The sequence below is a fragment of the Lentzea sp. NPDC059081 genome (genome assembly GCF_042738015.1).
Classification (GTDB): domain Bacteria; phylum Actinomycetota; class Actinomycetes; order Mycobacteriales; family Pseudonocardiaceae; genus Lentzea.
In genome coordinates this window covers 199864-217717 of record NZ_JBHYGW010000005.1, presented here as the reverse complement: position 1 = coordinate 217717, position 17854 = coordinate 199864, and the positions used below count along the sequence as shown (strand labels likewise).

Below are 17854 nucleotides of genomic sequence, written 5' to 3'. Positions count from 1 at the left end.
ACCCGCCCCTGCTCACATGAGACCGGGCAGGCCGAGGTGCACCACCTTGGTCGTCGTCATCTCGTCGAGCAGCTCGGGGCCGTACCCGAACCCCGTGCCGGACGCGCCCCGCGGCTGGGCCGCACCACCCGGTGCGCCACCGAACACGGCGTTGACCTTCACCGTTCCGACCGGCAGCGCCCGCCACGCCCGGTGCGCGTGTTCCATCGACCCGGTGAGGACCGTCGCGGCCAGCCCGTACTCGCCGGAGCAGGCCTCGGCCAGCGCCTCGTCGAACGACGACACCAGCTGCACCGGCGCGACCGGGCCGAAGGTCTCCTCGCACATCACCCTCATGGCGCTCGAGCAGTCCGCCAGCACCGTCGCCGGGTAGTACGCGCCGGCACCCTCCGGGACCGCGCCGCCGACCAGCGCGGACGCACCTGCCGCGAGCGCGTCGGCCACCTGGTCGTGCACGGCCTCGCGCTGCCGGGTGTCGACGAGCGGCTGCGGGTCGTCGTTCCACGACCTGGCCTGCTCGCACAGCGCGTCGAGGAACGGGGCGGCTACCGCCTTGTGCAGGTAGACGCGCTCGACCGACGTGCAGATCTGGCCGGCGTTGGTGAACGCCCCGAGCGCCGCCTGCGCCGCCGCCCACTCCGGGTCCACGTCGTCGTCGACGATCAACGGGTCGTTGCCGCCGTTCTCCAGCACCAGCTTCGCCGACGAGACGCGCGCGATGGCCCGTCCGGTCGCGGTGCTGCCGACGTGCGCGACGAGGTCGGTCTCCGCCGACCGCACCAGCGCGTCGCCGACCTCTCCGTCGCCCACGAGGGTCTGCACCACCCCGGAGGGGAAACAACCGGCGATGGCGGTCGCCAGCAGCAGACCGGTGTGCGGACAGCGCTCGCTCGGCTTGTGCACCACGACGTTGCCCGTGACCACCGCGGCGCCCAGGAGTCCGCAGGCCACCGCTACCGGGTCGTTCCACGGGGTCAGCGCCACGACCACGCCGCGCGGTTCGGGGACCATGAAGTCGACCGCGGAGCCGAGCAGCGACCGTCCACGGTGGACCGGACCGAGCTCGGCGTACTGCTCCAACGTCGACACGCCGGCCAGGACTCCTTCACGGGCCGACGCGAACGGCCGTCCCGTCTCCGTCTCCACGACCGTCGCGAGGTCGTTCGCCCGTGCGCGCAACGACAACGCCGCGTCCCGCAGCGCGGCACCGCGGTCGGCGGCCGAAGTCGCGGCCCAGGAAGGAAAGGCGGAACGAGCGGTGGTCAGCGCGGCGGTCACCTCCGCCGGTGTCGCGGTGGGGAGCCAGCCGACCAGCTGCGAGTCGCGCGGGCTGTGGACGTCGATGGCGTGCATGGCGGTCATGGCTGGCGGGTACCCGTCAGCGCAGGTCGAAACCTGGGAGGAGCACCCATGCCCGGACGTCAGGAGCTGCCCAGCACGGTGGCGCGCTCACCGGAGAAGGCGCAGCGGACGTGGATCAAGGCGCACGACTCGGCGGTCGAGACCTACGGGGAGGGTGAACGCGCCCACCGCACGGCGTTCTCCGCGCTGAAGCACAGCTTCGAGAAGGTGGGCGACCACTGGGAGGCCAAGCAGGAGAAGGGGCCGTCGGACCCGCAGGCGGAGCGGAGCACGCCGGAGCAGGGGGAGACGGCGGGCGGTGTCGACGCGAACGCGAGCAAGCAGCACCTCTACGACCTCGCGAAGCGGCTGGGCGTCGAGGGCCGGTCGCGGATGAGCAAGGACGAGCTCGTCGACGCCCTCCAGAAGGCGAACGACCGCGAGACCGCGCGAGCCCGGTCGTGAAGGTCGTCGTCACCGGCGCGACCGGAAACGTGGGCACGGCACTCCTGCGCAGGCTCGCCGACGAACCCGACGTCGAGGTGCACGGCATCTCGCGCAGGTCACCGGGGGACGCGCCGCCGTACCGCGGCGTGACCTGGACGCCGATCGACATCGGCCAGGCGGGAGCGGAGGAGCCGCTCGCCGTCGCGTTCGAGAAGGCCGACGCCGTGGTGCACCTGGCGTGGCTCATCCAGCCCGCCCGCGACGAGCGCCTGACGTACCGGGTCAACGTCGCCGGGTCCGGCCGGGTCTTCGCCGCCGCGGCGGACGCGGGCGTGCCGCACCTCGTGCACATGTCGTCCGTCGGCGCGTACTCGCCGGGCTCGAAGGACCGACGTGTGGACGAGTCCTGGCCGACCAGGGGCGTCACGTCGTCGTTCTACAGCAGGCACAAGGCCGCGGTGGAGCACCTGCTCACCCAGTTCGAGTCGCGCCTGCTCATTTCCCGGCCGCGGCCGGGCCTGATCCTGCAGTCGGACGCCGGAACGGAGATCCGCGACTACTTCCTGGGCGGCCTGGTGCCGAAAGCCCTGTTCCGGCACAGGATTCCCGTCCTGCCGCTGCCGCGCGACCTGGTGCTGCAGTTCGTCCACGCCGACGACGTGGCCGACGCGCTGGTCCGGATCCTGCGACAGCGGTTGCCGGGCGCGGTGAACCTGGTGGCCGACCCGGTCGTCACTCCGCGTGCGCTCGCGGGGGCGCTGGGCGGCCGGCACGTGGCCGTCCCCGGTGGGCTGGTGCGGGGTGCGGCGAACGTGAGCTGGCGCCTGCGGTTGCAGCCGACGCCCCCTGGATGGGTCGACCTGGCCCTGAAGTCGCCGCTGCTGGACGCGACGCGCGCCCGTGCGGAGCTCGGCTGGGAACCCCGCCACGACGCCGAGGAGGCGCTTCGGGCACTGCTGCGGGGAATCGGGGAGGGTGACCACGTGCCGGGCAGCCCCGCCCTGTGACCGGCGGGGTGATCGGCGGGGAGAACCGCTTCGGCGAGTAGCGTTTCAAGCCGTTTTTCCAGGCTAACTCTCCTCTATGGACGAGCTTTTCGACGCGGTGCTGTTCGACCGCGACGGCACTCTCATCGAGGACGTGCCGTACAACGGCGATCCGGCTCGCGTCACCCCGATGCCCGGCGCGCGAGCCGCGCTGGACTCCTTGCGAGCCCGTGGACTGCGCACGGGCGTGGTCAGCAACCAGTCGGGCATCGGGCGGGGGCTCGTCACCGCGGCGCAGGTCGCGTCGGTCAACGCGCGGGTCGAGGAGCTGCTCGGCCCTTTCGGCACCTGGCAGATCTGCCCGCACCATCCCGACGACGGTTGCGCGTGCCGCAAACCCGCTCCCGGCATGGTGTTCGCGGCGTGCGAGGCGCTGCACGTCCATCCCGCGCGCACGATGTTCGTGGGCGACATCGGCGCGGACGTCGAGGCCGCCCAGGCCGCGGGCGCCGTGCCCGTGCTGGTGCCCACCCCGGTGACCAGGGCGGACGAGGTGCAGCAGGCCCCGCACACCGCGCGCGACCTCCTGACGGCGATCCGGATGATCCGGTGAGGACGCTCGTCGCCCGGCTCGACAGCGACGGTGACGTGCTGCTGGCCGGGCCGGCGGTGCGTGCCGCGGCGGCGTCCGGCGAGGTCGTGGTCCTGTGCGGGCCGAACGGCGTGCACGCGGCGGAACTGCTGCCGGGGGTGTCGCGGATCGTCGAGTGGGAGTGCCCGTGGGTCGTGCACCCCGCGCCGGACGTCCGTCCCGTCGACGTCGAGGCCGTCGTCGCGCTCGTGCACGGCGTCCGCGCCGATGTCGCGTTGATCCTGACCTCGTTCCACCAAAGCCCGTTGCCGCTGGCGTTGATGCTGCGGCTCGCCGGTGTGCCGAGGATCGTGGCGCGGTCGGTCGACTACCCCGGATCGCTGCTCGACGTGCGGCTCACCGAGGACCGGGACGTGCCGGAGTCGGTGCGGGCACTGGAGATCGCGCGGGCCGCCGGTTTCGAGCTGCCGGAAGGTGACGACGGCCGGCTCGCCGTCGTCGAGCCTCCTCCGATGGATCTGGACCACCCGTACGTGGTCGTGCACCCCGGTGCGTCGGCGCCCGCCCGCACCTGGTCGCCCGACCGGTGGGCGAAGGCCGTGGTCGCCCTGACCGCGGCCGGGTCCCGCGTCGTCGTGACCGGAGGTCCGGCGGAGGCCGGGCTGACCGAGCACGTCGCGGGCGCGTGCGGAACCGACCTGGGCGGGCGCACCAGCTTCCGCGAGCTGAGCGGGGTTCTGGCCGGTGCGGACGCGGTGGTCGTCGGCAACACCGGCCCCGCCCACCTCGCGGCGGCCGTCGGCACGCCGGTCGTCTCGCTGTTCGCCCCGGTCGTCCCGGCCGCCCGGTGGGCGCCGCAGGGCAGGCACGTGCTGCTGGGTGACCAGAACGCCGCCTGCCGCGGCACGAGGGCGCGCGAGTGCCCGGTGCCCGGACACCCGTGTCTCGACCTGGTCGAGCCCGCCGACGTCGTGGCGGCGGTCGCGGAGGTGACGGCGTGAGGATTCTGCTGTGGCACGTGCACGGTTCGTGGACGCACTCGTTCGTCCAGGGCGGGCATGAGTACCTGGTTCCCGGCCCACCGCACGGCATCGGGCTCGCCGGGCGGCCGTGGCGCGCGACCGAGGTCGAATCGTCCGATGTGGACGCCGACGTGGTCGTGGTGCAGCGTCTGGAGGAACTGTCGCGGATCCCGCACGACGTGCCATGCGTGTACCTGGAGCACAACACGCCGAGTACTCCCGCCCAGCAGCACCCGTTGGCGGACTGGGACGGGACCCTGGTCCACGTCACGCACTTCAACGACCTGATGTGGGACTGCGGCAGCACCAGGACCGTCGTCATCGAGCACGGCGTCGTCGACCCGGGACCGCTCTACACCGGCGAGCTGCCCCGCGCGGCCGCCGTGATCAACGATCCGGTGCGGCGCGGGCGGATCGTGGGCACCGACCTGCTGCCGCGGTTCGACCCGATCGACGTGTTCGGCATGGGGACCGAGGAGATCGGCGGTCTGGGAGACCACGACCTCCTGTCGCTGCACCGGGAGCTGGCCCGCCGCCGCGTCTACGTGCACACGCCGCGCTGGACGTCGCTGGGGCTGTCGCTGCTGGAGGCCATGCACATCGGCATGCCGGTGGTGGCGCTGGCGAGCACCGAGGCGATCAGGGCCGTGCCACCGGAGACCGGTGCCATCTCGACCGATGTGGACGAGCTGGCGCGGGCCACGCGGGAGCTGGTCGCCGATCCGGCGCTCGCCGCGGAGAAGGGACTGCGGGCTCGCGAGTTCGCGCTGGCCCACTACGGACTGGACGCGTTCCTGCGCAACTGGGACGTGCTGCTGAAGGAGGTGATCGGATGAGGATCGCGATGGTGTCGGAGCACGCCAGCCCGCTCGCGGCTCTGGGAGGTGCCGACGCGGGAGGGCAGAACGTCCACGTCGCCGCGCTGGCGGCGGCGCTGGTGCGGCGAGGTCACGACGTGTCGGTGTACACCCGGCGCGACGCCCGCGGGCTGCCTCGCCGGGTCGTCACCCCCGACGGCTACGAGGTCGTGCACGTCCCGGCCGGTCCCGCCAGGGAGCTGCCCAAGGACGACCTGCTGCCGCACATGACCGACTTCGCGCGCTTCCTGCGGCAGGACTGGTCTGCGGCTCCCGGCGGCGTGCCCGATGTCGTGCACAGTCATTTCTGGATGTCCGGTCTCGCCTCGGTGCTCGCCACGCGGGGCTCGGGCGTTCCCGTCGTGCACACGTACCACGCGCTGGGCACGGTCAAGCGCCGTCACCAGGGCACGCAGGACACCAGCCCGCCCGAACGGATCGCGGTGGAACGTCTCGTCGGACGGGAGTGCGCCGCGCTCGCCGCCACGTGCGAGGACGAGGTGCGCGAGCTGATCGGCATGGGCCTGTGGCGGTCGAAGATCTCCGTGGTGCCGTGCGGTGTCGACACGACGTCGTTCACCACGACCGGTCCGGTGGCGGAACGCACGGCGCCGCACCGGATCGTGTCCGTCGGCAGGCTGGTGCCGCGCAAGGGTTTCGACGACCTGATCGCCGCGCTGCCGTCCGGTACCGAGCTGGTGATCGCGGGCGGTTCGCGGGATCTGGGGGGAGATCCGGAGGCACAACGCCTTCTCGACTGCGCTCGCGCTCACGGCGTGGCGGACCGCGTGCACCTGATCGGTCAGGTGGACCGGGCGGACATGCCCGCCCTGCTGCGGTCGGCGGACATCGTGGCGTGCGTGCCCTGGTACGAGCCGTTCGGCATCGTGCCGTTGGAGGCCATGGCGTGCGGCGTGCCGGTGGTGGCGTCCGCGGTCGGTGGCTTGACCGACACGGTGGTCCACGGCGTGACGGGTGTGCTCACGCCGCCACGCGATCCGCACGCCCTCGGACGCGCGCTGCGCCAAGTCATCGCGGACCGTTCGCGCTGCATGGCATACGGCATCGCCGGCCGCGACCGCGTCGAAGCCCGGTACACCTGGGACACGGTCGCGAGCCGCACGGAACTGCTCTACGGACGCGTCTGCGCGACCGACGGTCTGGCGGTGGCGCGGTGACGGTCGAAAGCCATCTCGACGGACTCACCGACACGCTGTCAGGTCTGCGCGCACAAGCACCGCGCGTCCGGCGCTGGGGCACGACCCTCGCCCGCCTGCTGCTGGACGGCGGCAGGCTGCTCGCGGCGGGCAACGGCGGTTCCGCCGCCGAGGCCCAGCACCTCACCGCCGAACTGGTGGGCCGCTACCGGCACGACCGCGCGCCGTTCTCGGCACTGGCGCTGTGCTCGGAGACGTCCAGCGTCACGGCCATCGCCAACGACTACGGCTACGACCAGGTCTTCGCCCGTCAGGTGACGGCCCACGCGCGGCCGGGCGACGTGGTGGTCCTGCTGTCGACGAGCGGCAGCAGCCCCAACCTGCTGGAGGCGGCGCACGCGGCCAGGCTCGCCGGCGCCGTGGTGTGGGCGCTGACCGGCTCGGCGCCGAACCCGCTGGCCGCGCTGGCGGACGACGTGCTGGCGCTGCCGGGCGAGGCGTGCAACGTGCAGGAGGCGCAGCTGGTGGCCGTGCACGCGCTGTGCGAGGCGTTCGAGGCGGCGCTGCCGGTGGCGTACCGGAGGGCGTCGTGAAGCTGGTCGTGGTGGGTGACTCCCTGCTCGACGTCGACATCGAGGGCACCGTCTCCCGGCTGTGCCCCGACGCCCCCGCTCCCGTGCTCGACGTGACCGCCGAACACCCCCGCCCCGGCGGCGCGGCGCTCGCGGCGACGATGGCCGCGCGGGACGGCGTGGACGTGCTGCTGGTCAGCGCGGTGTCCGAGGACGCGACGGGGGAGCGGCTGCGGTCGCTGGTCGAGGTGCCCGCGATGTTCGGGCGCGTCGACTCCGTTCCGGTCAAGACGCGGTTGCGGTGCGACGGAACGTCGTTGGCCCGCGTCGACCGCGGTGGCTCCGGGCGGCCGCAGGTCACCGACGACATGCTGGACGCGGTGCTGTCCGCGGACTTCGTGCTGGCGTCCGACTACGGCCGGGGGTTGCTGAGCGACGAACGGCTGCGGTCGGTGCTCGCCCGTGTGCCGGTGGTCTGGGACCCGCACCCCCGCGGGCCGGCACCGGTGCCGGGGGCGCGGCTCGTGACGCCGAACTTGGCCGAAGCCACGAAGTTCAGCGACACCAGCGATCCCGACGAGGCCGCGCGGGTGTTGCTGGACCGGTGGCAGGCGCGTGCCGTCGTGGTGACGATGGGTGGTGACGGTGCTGTGCTCCACTGTGGAGGGACACCGGTCGCCGTGCCCGCGCCGGAGGTCCTGGCCGCTGACCCGTGCGGTGCGGGGGACCGGTTCGCCGTGTCCGCGGCGGTCGAGCTCGCCGGAGGTGCCGCGTACGACGAGGCGATCGCCGAGGCGGTGGCGGCGGCGGCCGAGTTCCTCGAGAACGGCGGCATCTCGGGCTTGCGTGCACCGCTGCCGTCCACTGTGGACGCGGTGCGCAAGCGGGGCGGAACGGTGGTGGCCACCGGTGGGTGCTTCGACGTCCTGCACCCCGGCCACGTCCGGATGCTGGCGGCTGCACGGGCGCTCGGCGACTGCCTGGTGGTGTGCCTCAACTCCGACCAGTCGGTGCGGCGGCTCAAGGGCGAGGGGCGGCCGGTCAACCACCAGGACGAGCGGATCGAGGTGCTGCGCGCCCTCGAGTCCGTGGACGACGTGGTCGTGTTCGGCGAGGAGACGCCGTCGGCCGTGCTGGGCCGGCTGCGCCCCGACGTGTGGGTGAAGGGCGGCGACTACACCGCAGAGCTGCTGCCGGAGACCGAGGTCGTGCGGCGCTGGGGCGGACGCACCGTCGTGGTGCCGTACCACCGGGGACATTCGACGACCGAGATCTTGTCGAGGAGGGCTTGATGCAGGGCAACGTGCTGGTGACAGGAGGCGCGGGCGGTCTGGGAGCGGCCGTGGCCGAGGCGGTGTGCGAGGCCGGCGGGACACCGCTGGTGCTCGACAAGTCCGCGCCGTCCGTCGGGGACTTCGAGCTCGTGGACCTGGCCGACGGACGAGCGGCCGAGGCCGCCGTGCGCGCGCTGGCCAAGCGCCACGGCAACTTCAGCGGCGTGGTGACCGCGGCCGGCATCGACCGGTGCGGCACGCTGGCCGAAGTGCCGGCGGAGGAGTGGGAACAGGTCGTCAAGGTCAACCTGTTCGGCACGGCGGCGGTGGCCCGCGCCGCCTTGCCGCACCTGGAGAACGGGCGCGTGGTCACGGTCGCGTCCACCCTCGGGTTGCGGGCGGTCAGCGACGCGACGGCCTACTGCGCCTCGAAGTTCGGCGTCGTCGGCTTCACCCGCGCGCTCGCCGCCGAGGCGGCGGGCAAGATCGGCGTCACGCTCGTGGTGCCCGGCGGGATGCGGACGAGCTTCTTCGACGACCGGACCGAGCAGTACCGGCCGAAGGACCTGGACAAGCTGAACCCGCCGGACCGGGTGGCGGCGGCGATCGTGTTCGCGCTGAACCAGCCGGAGAACTGCGAGGTGCGCGAGCTGGTGGTGGCTCACGCGGAAGAGCCGTCCTGGCCGTAGTTTCCCCGCGGACCGCTCCTGGGTAGTAATCCGGGATGAACGCTGCTCAGGAGCTGGACCAGGACGCGCTGCACAACAGCGAGGCGTTGCCGACGAGGAGACCGCACCCCGTCATCATCGCCGCGAGCGTCACCGCCCGCGGTGGACTGCTCTGGTTACCGGTGGCGGGCCTGATGGCGTTGAGCGGCAGGGAGAAAGCCGCGAAACGCGCCCTCTCCGCCGCGGCCGTGGCGATGCCGCTGGGCCACCTGGTCAGCCTCGTGGTCCACCGGCGTCGCCCGCCGGCCGCCAGCATCCCGGCGCGCGCCGCGCTCCCGGAGCACCCGGACTCCTCGTCGTTCCCCTCGAAGCACGCGGTGACGGCCGCCGCGTTCGGCACCGCCACCGCGCTGGCGGCCCCGGAGGCCGCCGTGGTCGTGCTCCCGCTGGTGCTGCTGGTCGCCTACAGCCGCCTCAGGACCCGTGTGCACTGGCCCACGGACGTCCTGGGCGGCTTGGCGATCGGCGCGCTGGTCGCGCTCGGTCAGTCAGCGCTCAAGCGGGGATAGGCCGTTCCGCCAGGGCGAGGGCCACGGCGTGCAGGTTGGCGGCCATCGTGCGGCCGGTCTTCTCCGACCACTCGTGACCCTCGTCGGTGTCCGAGTAGCTCGGACCCGGCCCAGGACCCCGGTTCCAGTAGGTCCACGCCTGACCGGGGATCGTGTAGCCGATGTCGCCGAGTCCGCCGGCGATCTCGCTGATCACGTGGTGGGCGCCGTCCTCGTTGCCCGTCACCACGACGCCCGCGACCTTGTTGTAGGCCACCGGCCGGTCCTGGTCGTCGGTCTCGGAGATCATCGCGTCCATCCGCTCCAGCGCCCGCTGCGCGAGCGAGGACGGGCGGCCGACCCACGTCGGTGTCGCGAACACCAGGATCTCGGCGTCGAGGAGCAGCTGGTGGATGTTCGGCCACTCGTCGCCGCCGCCCAGGTCGGTCACGACTCCCGGCGGGATCTCGTGGTCGGCCAGGCGGAACGACGTGACCTCGACGTCCTTCTTGGTCAGCTCGTCGATCACGACCTGCGCCAGCAGGTCGGTGTTCGACTGGTCGGGCGACTTCTTGAGGGTGCAGTTGAGCACCACGGCACGCATCAGGGCTGCCTCCACTTCTCATCGGCGAGCATTCCACTGGCTTGCGGACCCATCAGGGACATTCCGCCGTCCACGACGAACGAGGCGCCCGTGACGTACGAGGCGGCGGGCGTGGCGAGGAAGGCCACCACCGCCGCGACCTCCCGAGCACTGCCCGGACGGCCGAGGGGCACGCCGGGACGCGGCTGGGTGTGGGGATCGACGTCCTCCTGGCCGGTCATCGGCGTCGAGATCTCGCCGGGGGCCACGGAGTTGACGGTGATGCCGTGCTCGGACAGCTCGAGCGCCAGCACCTCGGTCAGCGCGCCGAGCCCGGCTTTCGCGGCGCAGTACGGCGCGGCACCGACGCGCGGCAGGTGCTCGTGGACCGAGGTGATGTTGATGATCCTGCCTCCTCGTCCGGCGGCGATCATGTGCCTGGCCGCGCGCTGGCAGCACAGGAACGCGCCGTCCAGGTCGACCGAGAGCACCTCGCGCCAGGTGTCGAACGACATCTCCACCGCCTTCTGGCTGCTGCCGGTGCCCGCGCAGTTCACCAGGACGTCGACACCGCCCAGCTCGTCGGCAAGATCGTCGACGACGGATGCGGCGGCCGGCAGGTCGGTGAGGTCGAGCTGCCGCACGGCGCACCGGGCACCGGCCGCACGCACCTCGTCAGCCGTTCTCGCGGCTCCGTCGGCGTCGCGGTGGTAGGTGATGCCGACGTCGACACCACCGCCCGCCAGCGCGACGGCCACGGCCTTGCCGATGCCGGAGTCCGATCCGGTCACGACGGCGTGCAGGGGAGCGTTCATGAGACGCGTGTACCCATCGGCGTCGCATGCATGCGGAGTGCGAAGTGGTTCAGCGTGGCGGGCAGCGGCGCGTCGAGAGCGGGAAGCTCCAGGTGCTCGCCCAAGACGTCCAGCATCGCGCTTCCGGTGGTCAGCACCAGGTCACGGCCGGGGCAGACGCCGGGGCCGCCGCTGAACGGCACGATCGCCGGATCGAGTGGTTTGTCCCAGATCTCGGGTGCGTAGCGGTCCGCGTACGGCAGTCGGTCGGGATCACGGTGGAAGAACGGCGTGAACACCACGAACAGGGTGTTCTCCGGCAGCCACATGCCGTGCCAGCGAGTGGCGATGGTGCTCTCCCGCAGGATGACCGGCGTCGTGGGCCACAGCCGCGCCGACTCGAGAACGCCGTGCGCACCGCGTGCCCCGATGGCCAACGCGCGCATCGTGACGATCCCGGCGGCGTCGAAGGCGAACAGCCAGTGCGGGATCTGCCCGGCGAGGTCACCCGGTTGCGCGGCGAGACTGCCCTTCTCCGCGCGGGCGAGGTGTCCGTCGAGCCGGCGCTGGAAGCGTTCGCGCAGGTCACGCTGCCTCGGGTGCAGGAACGCCCAGTTCGCGTCCTGCCGCAGCGCCCTGAGGTCGTCGGTGAGCTGGTCGTCGCCGCGGGCACCGTCGCCGAGGACGATCCTGCGCACGATCCGCCACCACGCCTGGGAGAAGGAGTCCCAGGTCAGCTCGCCGGTGCTCAGCACGTGCCGGGTGAGCAGGTCGGCCTCGTCGCGCACGATCGCCTCGACGGGCACGTCGTCCGGCCGCAACGCGCGTTCGTTGAGCTCGCGCAGCCGATCGCGTTCCGGCCCCTCGGAGATCAGCACGCCGTGCGGCTGGAAGTGCCTCAGCGCGGCCTTCTTCTCCTTGGTGGCCAGCGCGAACGGCTCCGGCGAGCCGTCGAGCAGACGGCCGACGTCCGTGGGGTCGACCAGCACCGCGACGCTGCGCCCGGTGATCCGCAACCGCACCGGTTCCGGGCCGTAGCGGTCGCGGAGCCCGCGCATCGTGCTGATCGCGGTCGCGTCCGACTGCAGCCTCTCGGCGAGGGACAGGACACCCGGCCTGCGAACGACGACGCCCTTCGCCAGGGTGGGCAGCAGGACGGTCGAGAGCACGCGGGCGGTGTCGAGCCGGGATGAGATCGCCATGCGCTCGACTACCCGGTGACCGGGGTGTGAACCGTCCCGGCCGGGGGTATTCGCCGGACAGCTCGAACCAGGAGGTCGTGATGCCAGCGGGATCGAACGCGAAACGGGAACGCCAGTACGAGCACATCAAGGACTCCGCCGAGGACCGTGGCGCGTCACCGAAGCGGGCCAAGGAGATCGCCGCGCGGACGGTGAACAAGAACCGCGCCCAGGCCGGTGAGTCCAGGACGGCGAGCAGGTCGTCCACACAGGACATGTCACCGCAGAAGCGCGGCGGGCAGCGCTCCGGGACGAACCGCCCGAAGGGGCTCACCAAGGAGCAGCTCTACAACGAGGCCAAGAAGAAGAACGTCAAGGGCCGCTCGACCATGACGAAGAAGGAACTGGCGAACGCCCTGGGGCGCTGAGGTGTCACGAGCTGTGTCTGATGTGGACAAGTCGGCGGCGTTGACGATCCTGACGATGGAGCACAACACGTTGCAGATGATCCGCACGGCGACGATCACCGACGCGACCGGCCGGGCGGGCCACCTGCTCACGACCATCTCCGCGTCCATGATCGCCCTCGGCTTCGTCGCCCAGGTCGTGCCGCTGACGGTCCTGCTCACGCTGGTGCTCGTCATCTTCACCGCGCTGCTGCTCATCGGCCTCGCCACCCTCTTCCGCACGGTCGAGCTGACCATCGAGGACGTGCAGGCGGGCCTGGGCATCAACCGCATCCGGCACGTCTACGCCGACCTGGAACCGTCCACCAGGGACGTCTTCGTGCGCCAGATGCACGACGACACCCTCGGCGTCGAGGCGGACAGCGGCCAGACCGGCTGGCGCAAGGCCAGGCGCCCCCGGCTGATCGGCACCGCGCTCGGCGTGTCCGGCCTGGTGAACCTGGTCAACGGACTCGTCGCCGGCGTGGTCGCCGGTGCCGCGGCCGGCCTGCTCGGCGCGGGACTGACGTGGTCGATCGTCATCGGCGCCGTCGTCGCCGTGGCGCTGATCAGCGCCTTCGGCATCGCGCTCGGCCGGATCGGACGGCGCGGGCTCGCGCCCATCGCCACGCGCTACCCGAGGAACAACCCGAACTGAAGGAGAACCACCACCATGCAGTACGACGTCGTCGACCTCATCATGCAGGACCACCGCGAGGTCGAGCGCCTGTTCGACGAGCTGAAGAACCACCCGGAGAAGCGACCACTCCTGACCCCGGTGCTCTGCGGCCTGCTCGTCGCCCACAGCCGTGCCGAGGAGTCCGAGGTCTACCCGGCCGCCAAGGACGCGGGCGGCGACGACGAGGTCGAGCACAGCCAGGAGGAGCACGCCGAGGCCGAGGAGCTGCTCGTGAAGCTCCTCGACTGCGAGTACGACTCCCCGAAGTACGAGAAGGCGTTGCAGGACGTCGTCGACTCCATCACGCACCACGTCGAGGAGGAGGAGAAGACGGTCCTGCCCGGCATGCGCCAGCGGCTCAGCGCCGAGCGCCGCTACCAGCTCGGCGAGCTGTTCGCCCGCAGCCGGGCGGACCACCTCGGTGAGATGCCCGGCCAGGCGTCGCGGGAGGAGCTGCTGACGCAGGCGAAGAACCTCGGGGTGACCGGGGCGTCGAGCATGAGCAAGGCGCAGCTGAAGCGGGAGCTGGAGAAGGCCGCGTCGTCCTGATCACGGAGTCGTCCTGAGCACGGGCGAGATCGAGCACGAGCCGAGTGCGCCGCCGGAGTCTTCCGGCGGCGCACTCACGTGCGGGGCCCGAAGTCGCGCGACGACGGCACCAGTGCGGCCAGAGCCGGTGCCGCGAAACAGATCAGCGCACACGCCACCAGCACGGCCGGCGCGCCGAACTCCGCGATCGCCGGGGCGATCAGCGCGAGCCCGACCGGTGCCAGGCCGTACGACATCAGGAAGTCCAAAGAGGACACCCGCGCCAGCTTCGACGGCTCGACCTCGCGCTGCGTCGCGGTGAACCACGGCACGTTGAACAGCTCGATCCCCAGCCCCGCCACGGCGTAGGCCGCGACCACGACGACCGGGTGCACCGGCAGCAGCAGGCTCAGCGGCGCGAAACCGTACAGCCCCAGGCCGGACAGCGCCGTCCACCCGGCGAAGCGCGGACGCCAGCGGGCGATCAGCAGCGCTCCGGCCAGTGCGCCCAGTGTGTAGGCGGTGAGAGCCCCCGCCAGCACGGCCTCGGTGTCGTAACGGTCGCGGCTCACCAGAGGGAGCACCACCCCCGTCGCCGAGTACCCGGTGGCGATGACGGCGGTCAGCGCGCCCAGTCCGGCCAGGAACCACGGGTGGCGGCGGGCTTCCCGCACACCCTCCCAGAAGTCCGCGACGAACCCGGCGCCGGACGACCCCGCCACGACACCGGTGCCGGCAGGGGGAACCAGAGCCGCGACCAGCCACAGCGCGCCGATGCCGAGCAGGAGCACCTGCGTGTTCGCCACCAGGGCCAGCAACGCCGTCAGCCCCGGTGCCACCAACGTCGTCACGCGCACCGACAGCGTCATCGCCGCGTTGGCCTGCTGGCGTTGGTCGGACCGCACCACCTCGGCGGTCAGCGCCTGGAACGCCGGGCGGCACGCGCCCTGGCCGGCCCCCATCGCCGCCGCCGCGACGGCCGCGACCACCAGTGAGCCGCCCACGGACAACGCCAGCACGGGCGCGGCGAGGGCCGACACGAGACCCGAGCACAGGACGACCTGACGGCGGGCGTAGCGGTCGGCCAGCACGCCGCTGACCGGCACAGCGGCGAGGAAGCCCGCGGTGCGCGCGGCCAGCAGGACGCCCAGCTCCACCGCCGTCAACGAGCGCGAGAGCACCGCGAGGCCCAGCACGAACGGCAGTGCCCAGGTCGCGATGCCCGACGCGGTGGTCGCGGTCCAGAGACGGAGAAATGTGGTGCTGCGCAACACCGATGAGCTGCGCACTGTGTCGTGGACCACGCGATCGGCCTTCCGGTGGGGTTGATTTGAAAATGATTGTCGTTACAGTAGCGCAGGTCGTTCGAGTGAGTTCCTGGAGGATCTGATGTCACACCCCGGCCGCCTCGGCCTGGCGTTGGTAGCGGTGCTCGCCGCCGGCTGTGCCGCACCCGGAGGTGCCCAACCCCCGGCGGCTCAGGTGGTGGTGGACAGCTGCGGCAAGCAGCTCACGTTCGCCGGTGCTCCGCAACGGGTCGTGACGCTCGACCAGAACTCGACGGAGACGTTGCTGGCACTGGGTTTGCAGGACCGCATGGCCGGCACCGCCAACCTCAAGACCAAGGTGTCGCCGAGGTTCGCCGACGCCTACGCGAAGATCCCGGTGCTCTCGCCCAAGGTCCTCACCTCGGAACCGTTGAGAGCCGCCAACCCGGACGTCGTCGTGGCGTCGTTCAAGGAGCTCTTCACCGCCGACCGCGCCGGCACGCGTGACGAGCTGGAAAGCCTTGGCGTGCCGACGTTCGTGAGCGCGGTGAACTGCCCCGACGGCACGACACCGCCGTTCGAAAGGCTGTTCCGCGACTACGAGAGCTTCGGCAGGATCTTCGGCGCCGAGCAGAAGGCCAACCGGCTGGCGGCCGACCAGCGTGCCGCGCTCGCCGAGGTGCAGGCCGTGAAACGGGACCCCGTCGAGGTCGTGTGGGTCTACTCGGTGTTCAAGGGCGTCCCGTACGTGGCGGGCAGGGACGGCATGGCCAGCCAGATTAGCAGGATCGCCGGTGCCGTCAACGTCTTCGACGACGTGAACCAGGAGTGGCCGGAGGCGTCCTGGGAGGAGATCGCGCGCCGCGACCCCGACGTGATCGTCGTCGGCGACCTGTCCGAGCGCGGCAACCCCGGTGACAAGGCGAGCGAGAAGATCGCGATGATGCGCGAGCACCCGGTCGTCTCGCAGCTGAAGGCGTTGCGGGAGAACAAGGTCATCGAGCTGCCCGGCATCGAGATGGACCCGTCCGTGCGCACGGTCGACGCCCTGAAGGCGTTCGGCGCGGGACTCGACAAGATCGCCGGCCGTGGCTGAGGCGGCTCTCCTCGAACCAGTCGCGATCCGGAAACCTCGGAACAGCAACAAGAACGCGCTGAAGGTCGCTCTCAGCCTGGTCGTCCTCGTGGTCTCCCTGGTCGTCGCCGTCCGCATCGGCGTCGGCGCGGGCTGGGAGGAGATCGGCCGCGCGGCCGGGGCACGGCTGGGCCTGCCGGTCGTCCCGTTGCCCCGCCTGCTCGACTCGCTGATCTGGGACCTGCGGCTGCCGCGCGTGCTGCTCGCGGCACTGGTCGGCGCGGCGCTGGCGGTGTGCGGTGCGGCGTTGCAGAGCATCACCCGCAACTCGCTCGCCGACCCGTACCTGCTCGGGGTGTCGTCGGGTGCCTCGATGGGCGCGGTCGTCGTGGTGGTGCTCGGGTTCGCCGGCTCGCAGCTCGGCATGACCGGTGGCGCGCTGGTCGGTGCGCTGGTGGCGTTCGGGTTGCTGCTGGTGCTGTTGCGGCGCACCGGTCTCGACTCGTCGCGGATCGTGCTGACCGGTGTCGTCGTGGGGCAGCTGTTCGCCGCGCTCACGTCGTTGATCCTGCTGTCCTCCGGTGACGCCGACAGCATCCGCGCCGTCACCCACTGGCTGCTGGGGTCGCTCGCGTCGGCGCGCTGGACGTCGGTGACGGTGTGCGCGGTGGTGCTGGCCGTCGGACTGCTGGTGGTGTGGCTGTGTTCGTCCGCGCTGGACGGGTTCGCGTTCGGCACCGACACGGCGTCCTCGCTGGGCATCGACGTCCGCGCGACGCGGATCGTCCTGCTGGTCACGACTTCCGTGCTGACGGCTGTCGCCGTGGCCGCGGTCGGAGCGGTCGGGTTCGTCGGGCTGATCGTGCCGCACGGCGTGCGGTTCCTCGTGGGTCCGTTGCACCGCAGGCTGTTGCCGTTGTCGGCGGTCGTCGGGGCGGTGTTCCTGGTCTGGACGGACGCGCTCACCCGAGTGGTCTTCGCACCGCTGGAGGTGCCCGTGGGCGTGTTCACCGCGCTCGTCGGCGTGCCGCTCTTCCTGCTGGTGCTGCGCAGGAGGGGAGAGCTGTGAGGATCGACGTCCGGGAGCTGAGCTGGGGAGTGCCCGGCAAGGCCATCGTCCGCGACGTGTCGCTCCAGGTGGCACCGGGCGAGACCGTGGGGCTGATCGGGCCGAACGGGTCCGGAAAGTCGTCGCTGCTGCGCTGCATCGCCGGTCTGCGCACGCCGACGGGTGGCCACGTGCGCTACGACGGCGTCGACATCGCGGAGTGGCCGTCGAAGGAACGGGCGCGCAAGCTGGCGTTCGTCGAGCAGACCGCCGACACGGAGAGCGACCTGCGGGTGGCCGAGGTCGTCATGCTCGGCCGCACGGTCCACCGGTCGCGGTGGCGCGGCCCGGACGCCGCCGACGACGCGATCGTCGAGGAGTCGCTGGTCCGGCTCGACCTCACGGGCCTGGCCGACCGGCCGTGGAGGCAGCTGTCCGGTGGCGAGCGGCAGCGCACCCACCTGGCACGGGCCCTGGCGCAGCGCACGTCCGCGTTGCTGCTGGACGAGCCCACCAACCACCTGGACGTGCGCCACCAGCTCGAACTGATGGACCTGGCGAGCCGGACGCCGCAGACCGTCGTGGTGGCGCTGCACGACCTCGCGCTCGCGGCGCGGTACTGCGACCGGCTGGTCCTGCTGCACCGCGGTGCGGTCGTCGCCGACGGTGCCGCCGCCGACGTGCTGACCACGCCGTTGCTGCGCGAGGTGTTCGACGTGGAAGCCGAGATCGGCCGCGACGGCCTGGGCCACCTGGCCGTGGGCTACCGCGCACCGGTCCGTTGAAGA

21 protein-coding genes are annotated in these 17854 nt (G+C 72.0%); 16 read left to right on the top strand and 5 right to left on the bottom strand.

What is annotated here, in order from left to right; genetic code table 11:
* Positions 1-12: 12 nt before the first annotated feature.
* The gene (locus ACFWV3_RS14180; RefSeq protein ID WP_382411536.1) at positions 13-1362 is read right to left on the bottom strand and encodes an aldehyde dehydrogenase family protein; all 1350 of its coding nucleotides are present in this window, start codon (positions 1360-1362) and stop codon (positions 13-15) included.
* Between the two features lie 48 nt (positions 1363-1410).
* On the opposite strand from ACFWV3_RS14180, the gene ACFWV3_RS14175 reads away from it, so the two are divergent.
* From ACFWV3_RS14175 to ACFWV3_RS14130, 10 genes are all read left to right on the top strand, one after another.
* On the top strand, positions 1411-1806 hold the full coding sequence (locus ACFWV3_RS14175; protein ID WP_382411535.1) for a ChaB family protein: 396 nt from the start codon (positions 1411-1413) through the stop codon (positions 1804-1806).
* Positions 1803-2795, top strand: a complete 993-nt coding sequence (locus ACFWV3_RS14170; RefSeq protein WP_382411534.1) for an NAD-dependent epimerase/dehydratase family protein — start codon at positions 1803-1805, stop codon at positions 2793-2795. The genes ACFWV3_RS14175 and ACFWV3_RS14170 overlap by 4 nt, the downstream gene beginning before the upstream one ends.
* 76 nt (positions 2796-2871) lie before the next feature.
* Entirely contained in the window at positions 2872-3387 is a 516-nt protein-coding gene (locus ACFWV3_RS14165) for a D-glycero-alpha-D-manno-heptose-1,7-bisphosphate 7-phosphatase (RefSeq protein ID WP_382411533.1), read from the top strand.
* A complete protein-coding gene (locus ACFWV3_RS14160) occupies positions 3384-4367 on the top strand; it encodes a glycosyltransferase family 9 protein (protein WP_382411532.1) in 984 nt (327 codons plus the stop codon). Before ACFWV3_RS14165 ends, ACFWV3_RS14160 begins: the two co-directional genes overlap by 4 nt.
* Positions 4364-5224 (top strand): glycosyltransferase, encoded by an 861-nt coding sequence (locus ACFWV3_RS14155; protein WP_382411531.1) that lies wholly within the window; start codon positions 4364-4366, stop codon positions 5222-5224. Before ACFWV3_RS14160 ends, ACFWV3_RS14155 begins: the two co-directional genes overlap by 4 nt.
* Positions 5221-6423 carry a glycosyltransferase gene (locus ACFWV3_RS14150; protein WP_382411530.1) on the top strand — a complete coding sequence of 401 codons (1203 nt, stop codon included), beginning with the start codon at positions 5221-5223 and terminating at the stop codon, positions 6421-6423. The genes ACFWV3_RS14155 and ACFWV3_RS14150 overlap by 4 nt, the downstream gene beginning before the upstream one ends.
* Positions 6420-6995, top strand: a complete 576-nt coding sequence (locus tag ACFWV3_RS14145) for an SIS domain-containing protein (protein WP_382411529.1) — start codon at positions 6420-6422, stop codon at positions 6993-6995. The genes ACFWV3_RS14150 and ACFWV3_RS14145 overlap by 4 nt, the downstream gene beginning before the upstream one ends.
* A complete protein-coding gene (gene rfaE2, locus ACFWV3_RS14140; protein ID WP_382411528.1) occupies positions 6992-8266 on the top strand; it encodes a D-glycero-beta-D-manno-heptose 1-phosphate adenylyltransferase in 1275 nt (424 codons plus the stop codon). Before ACFWV3_RS14145 ends, rfaE2 begins: the two co-directional genes overlap by 4 nt.
* The gene (locus ACFWV3_RS14135; RefSeq protein WP_382411527.1) at positions 8266-8937 is read left to right on the top strand and encodes an SDR family oxidoreductase; all 672 of its coding nucleotides are present in this window, start codon (positions 8266-8268) and stop codon (positions 8935-8937) included. Before rfaE2 ends, ACFWV3_RS14135 begins: the two co-directional genes overlap by 1 nt.
* Before the next feature lie 35 nt (positions 8938-8972).
* On the top strand, positions 8973-9485 hold the full coding sequence (locus ACFWV3_RS14130; protein WP_382411526.1) for a phosphatase PAP2 family protein: 513 nt from the start codon (positions 8973-8975) through the stop codon (positions 9483-9485).
* On the opposite strand, the gene ACFWV3_RS14125 is transcribed toward ACFWV3_RS14130, so the two are convergent.
* Genes ACFWV3_RS14125 through ACFWV3_RS14115 form a run of 3 tightly spaced genes read right to left on the bottom strand, consistent with a single transcriptional unit; the run spans position 9472 to position 12043 of the window.
* Positions 9472-10068 carry a flavodoxin family protein gene (locus tag ACFWV3_RS14125; RefSeq protein WP_382411525.1) on the bottom strand — a complete coding sequence of 199 codons (597 nt, stop codon included), beginning with the start codon at positions 10066-10068 and terminating at the stop codon, positions 9472-9474. The genes ACFWV3_RS14130 and ACFWV3_RS14125 overlap by 14 nt on opposite strands.
* Complete coding sequence (locus tag ACFWV3_RS14120) at positions 10068-10862, bottom strand: SDR family oxidoreductase (RefSeq protein WP_382411524.1); 795 nt, start codon at positions 10860-10862, stop codon at positions 10068-10070. Before ACFWV3_RS14120 ends, ACFWV3_RS14125 begins: the two co-directional genes overlap by 1 nt.
* Positions 10859-12043 (bottom strand): cytochrome P450, encoded by a 1185-nt coding sequence (locus ACFWV3_RS14115; protein ID WP_382411523.1) that lies wholly within the window; start codon positions 12041-12043, stop codon positions 10859-10861. Before ACFWV3_RS14115 ends, ACFWV3_RS14120 begins: the two co-directional genes overlap by 4 nt.
* 80 nt (positions 12044-12123) lie before the next feature.
* Between ACFWV3_RS14115 and ACFWV3_RS14110 the strand changes: the two genes are divergently transcribed.
* Genes ACFWV3_RS14110 through ACFWV3_RS14100 form a run of 3 tightly spaced genes read left to right on the top strand, consistent with a single transcriptional unit; the run spans position 12124 to position 13696 of the window.
* Positions 12124-12450: a plasmid stabilization protein gene (locus tag ACFWV3_RS14110; protein ID WP_382411522.1), complete on the top strand. Its 327-nt coding sequence runs from the start codon at positions 12124-12126 to the stop codon at positions 12448-12450.
* 13 nt (positions 12451-12463) lie between these two features.
* A complete protein-coding gene (locus ACFWV3_RS14105; protein ID WP_382411521.1) occupies positions 12464-13126 on the top strand; it encodes a hypothetical protein in 663 nt (220 codons plus the stop codon).
* 15 nt (positions 13127-13141) lie between these two features.
* Positions 13142-13696, top strand: a complete 555-nt coding sequence (locus ACFWV3_RS14100) for a hemerythrin domain-containing protein (protein ID WP_382411520.1) — start codon at positions 13142-13144, stop codon at positions 13694-13696.
* 74 nt (positions 13697-13770) lie between these two features.
* Here the strand turns inward: ACFWV3_RS14100 and ACFWV3_RS14095 are convergent, their stop codons facing one another.
* Positions 13771-14949 (bottom strand): MFS transporter, encoded by a 1179-nt coding sequence (locus ACFWV3_RS14095; protein ID WP_382411812.1) that lies wholly within the window; start codon positions 14947-14949, stop codon positions 13771-13773.
* 115 nt (positions 14950-15064) lie between these two features.
* Here ACFWV3_RS14095 and ACFWV3_RS14090 point away from each other — a divergent pair, with 115 nt between their 5' ends.
* The 3 genes from ACFWV3_RS14090 to ACFWV3_RS14080 are packed head-to-tail and all read left to right on the top strand — an operon-like array spanning position 15065 to position 17851.
* Positions 15065-16039, top strand: coding sequence for an ABC transporter substrate-binding protein (locus ACFWV3_RS14090; RefSeq protein WP_382411519.1), 975 nt, complete (start codon positions 15065-15067; stop codon positions 16037-16039).
* Positions 16032-17087, top strand: coding sequence for a FecCD family ABC transporter permease (locus tag ACFWV3_RS14085; protein ID WP_382411518.1), 1056 nt, complete (start codon positions 16032-16034; stop codon positions 17085-17087). The genes ACFWV3_RS14090 and ACFWV3_RS14085 overlap by 8 nt, the downstream gene beginning before the upstream one ends.
* Positions 17084-17851: an ABC transporter ATP-binding protein gene (locus ACFWV3_RS14080; protein ID WP_382411517.1), complete on the top strand. Its 768-nt coding sequence runs from the start codon at positions 17084-17086 to the stop codon at positions 17849-17851. Before ACFWV3_RS14085 ends, ACFWV3_RS14080 begins: the two co-directional genes overlap by 4 nt.
* The last annotated feature ends 3 nt before the right edge of the window (positions 17852-17854 follow it).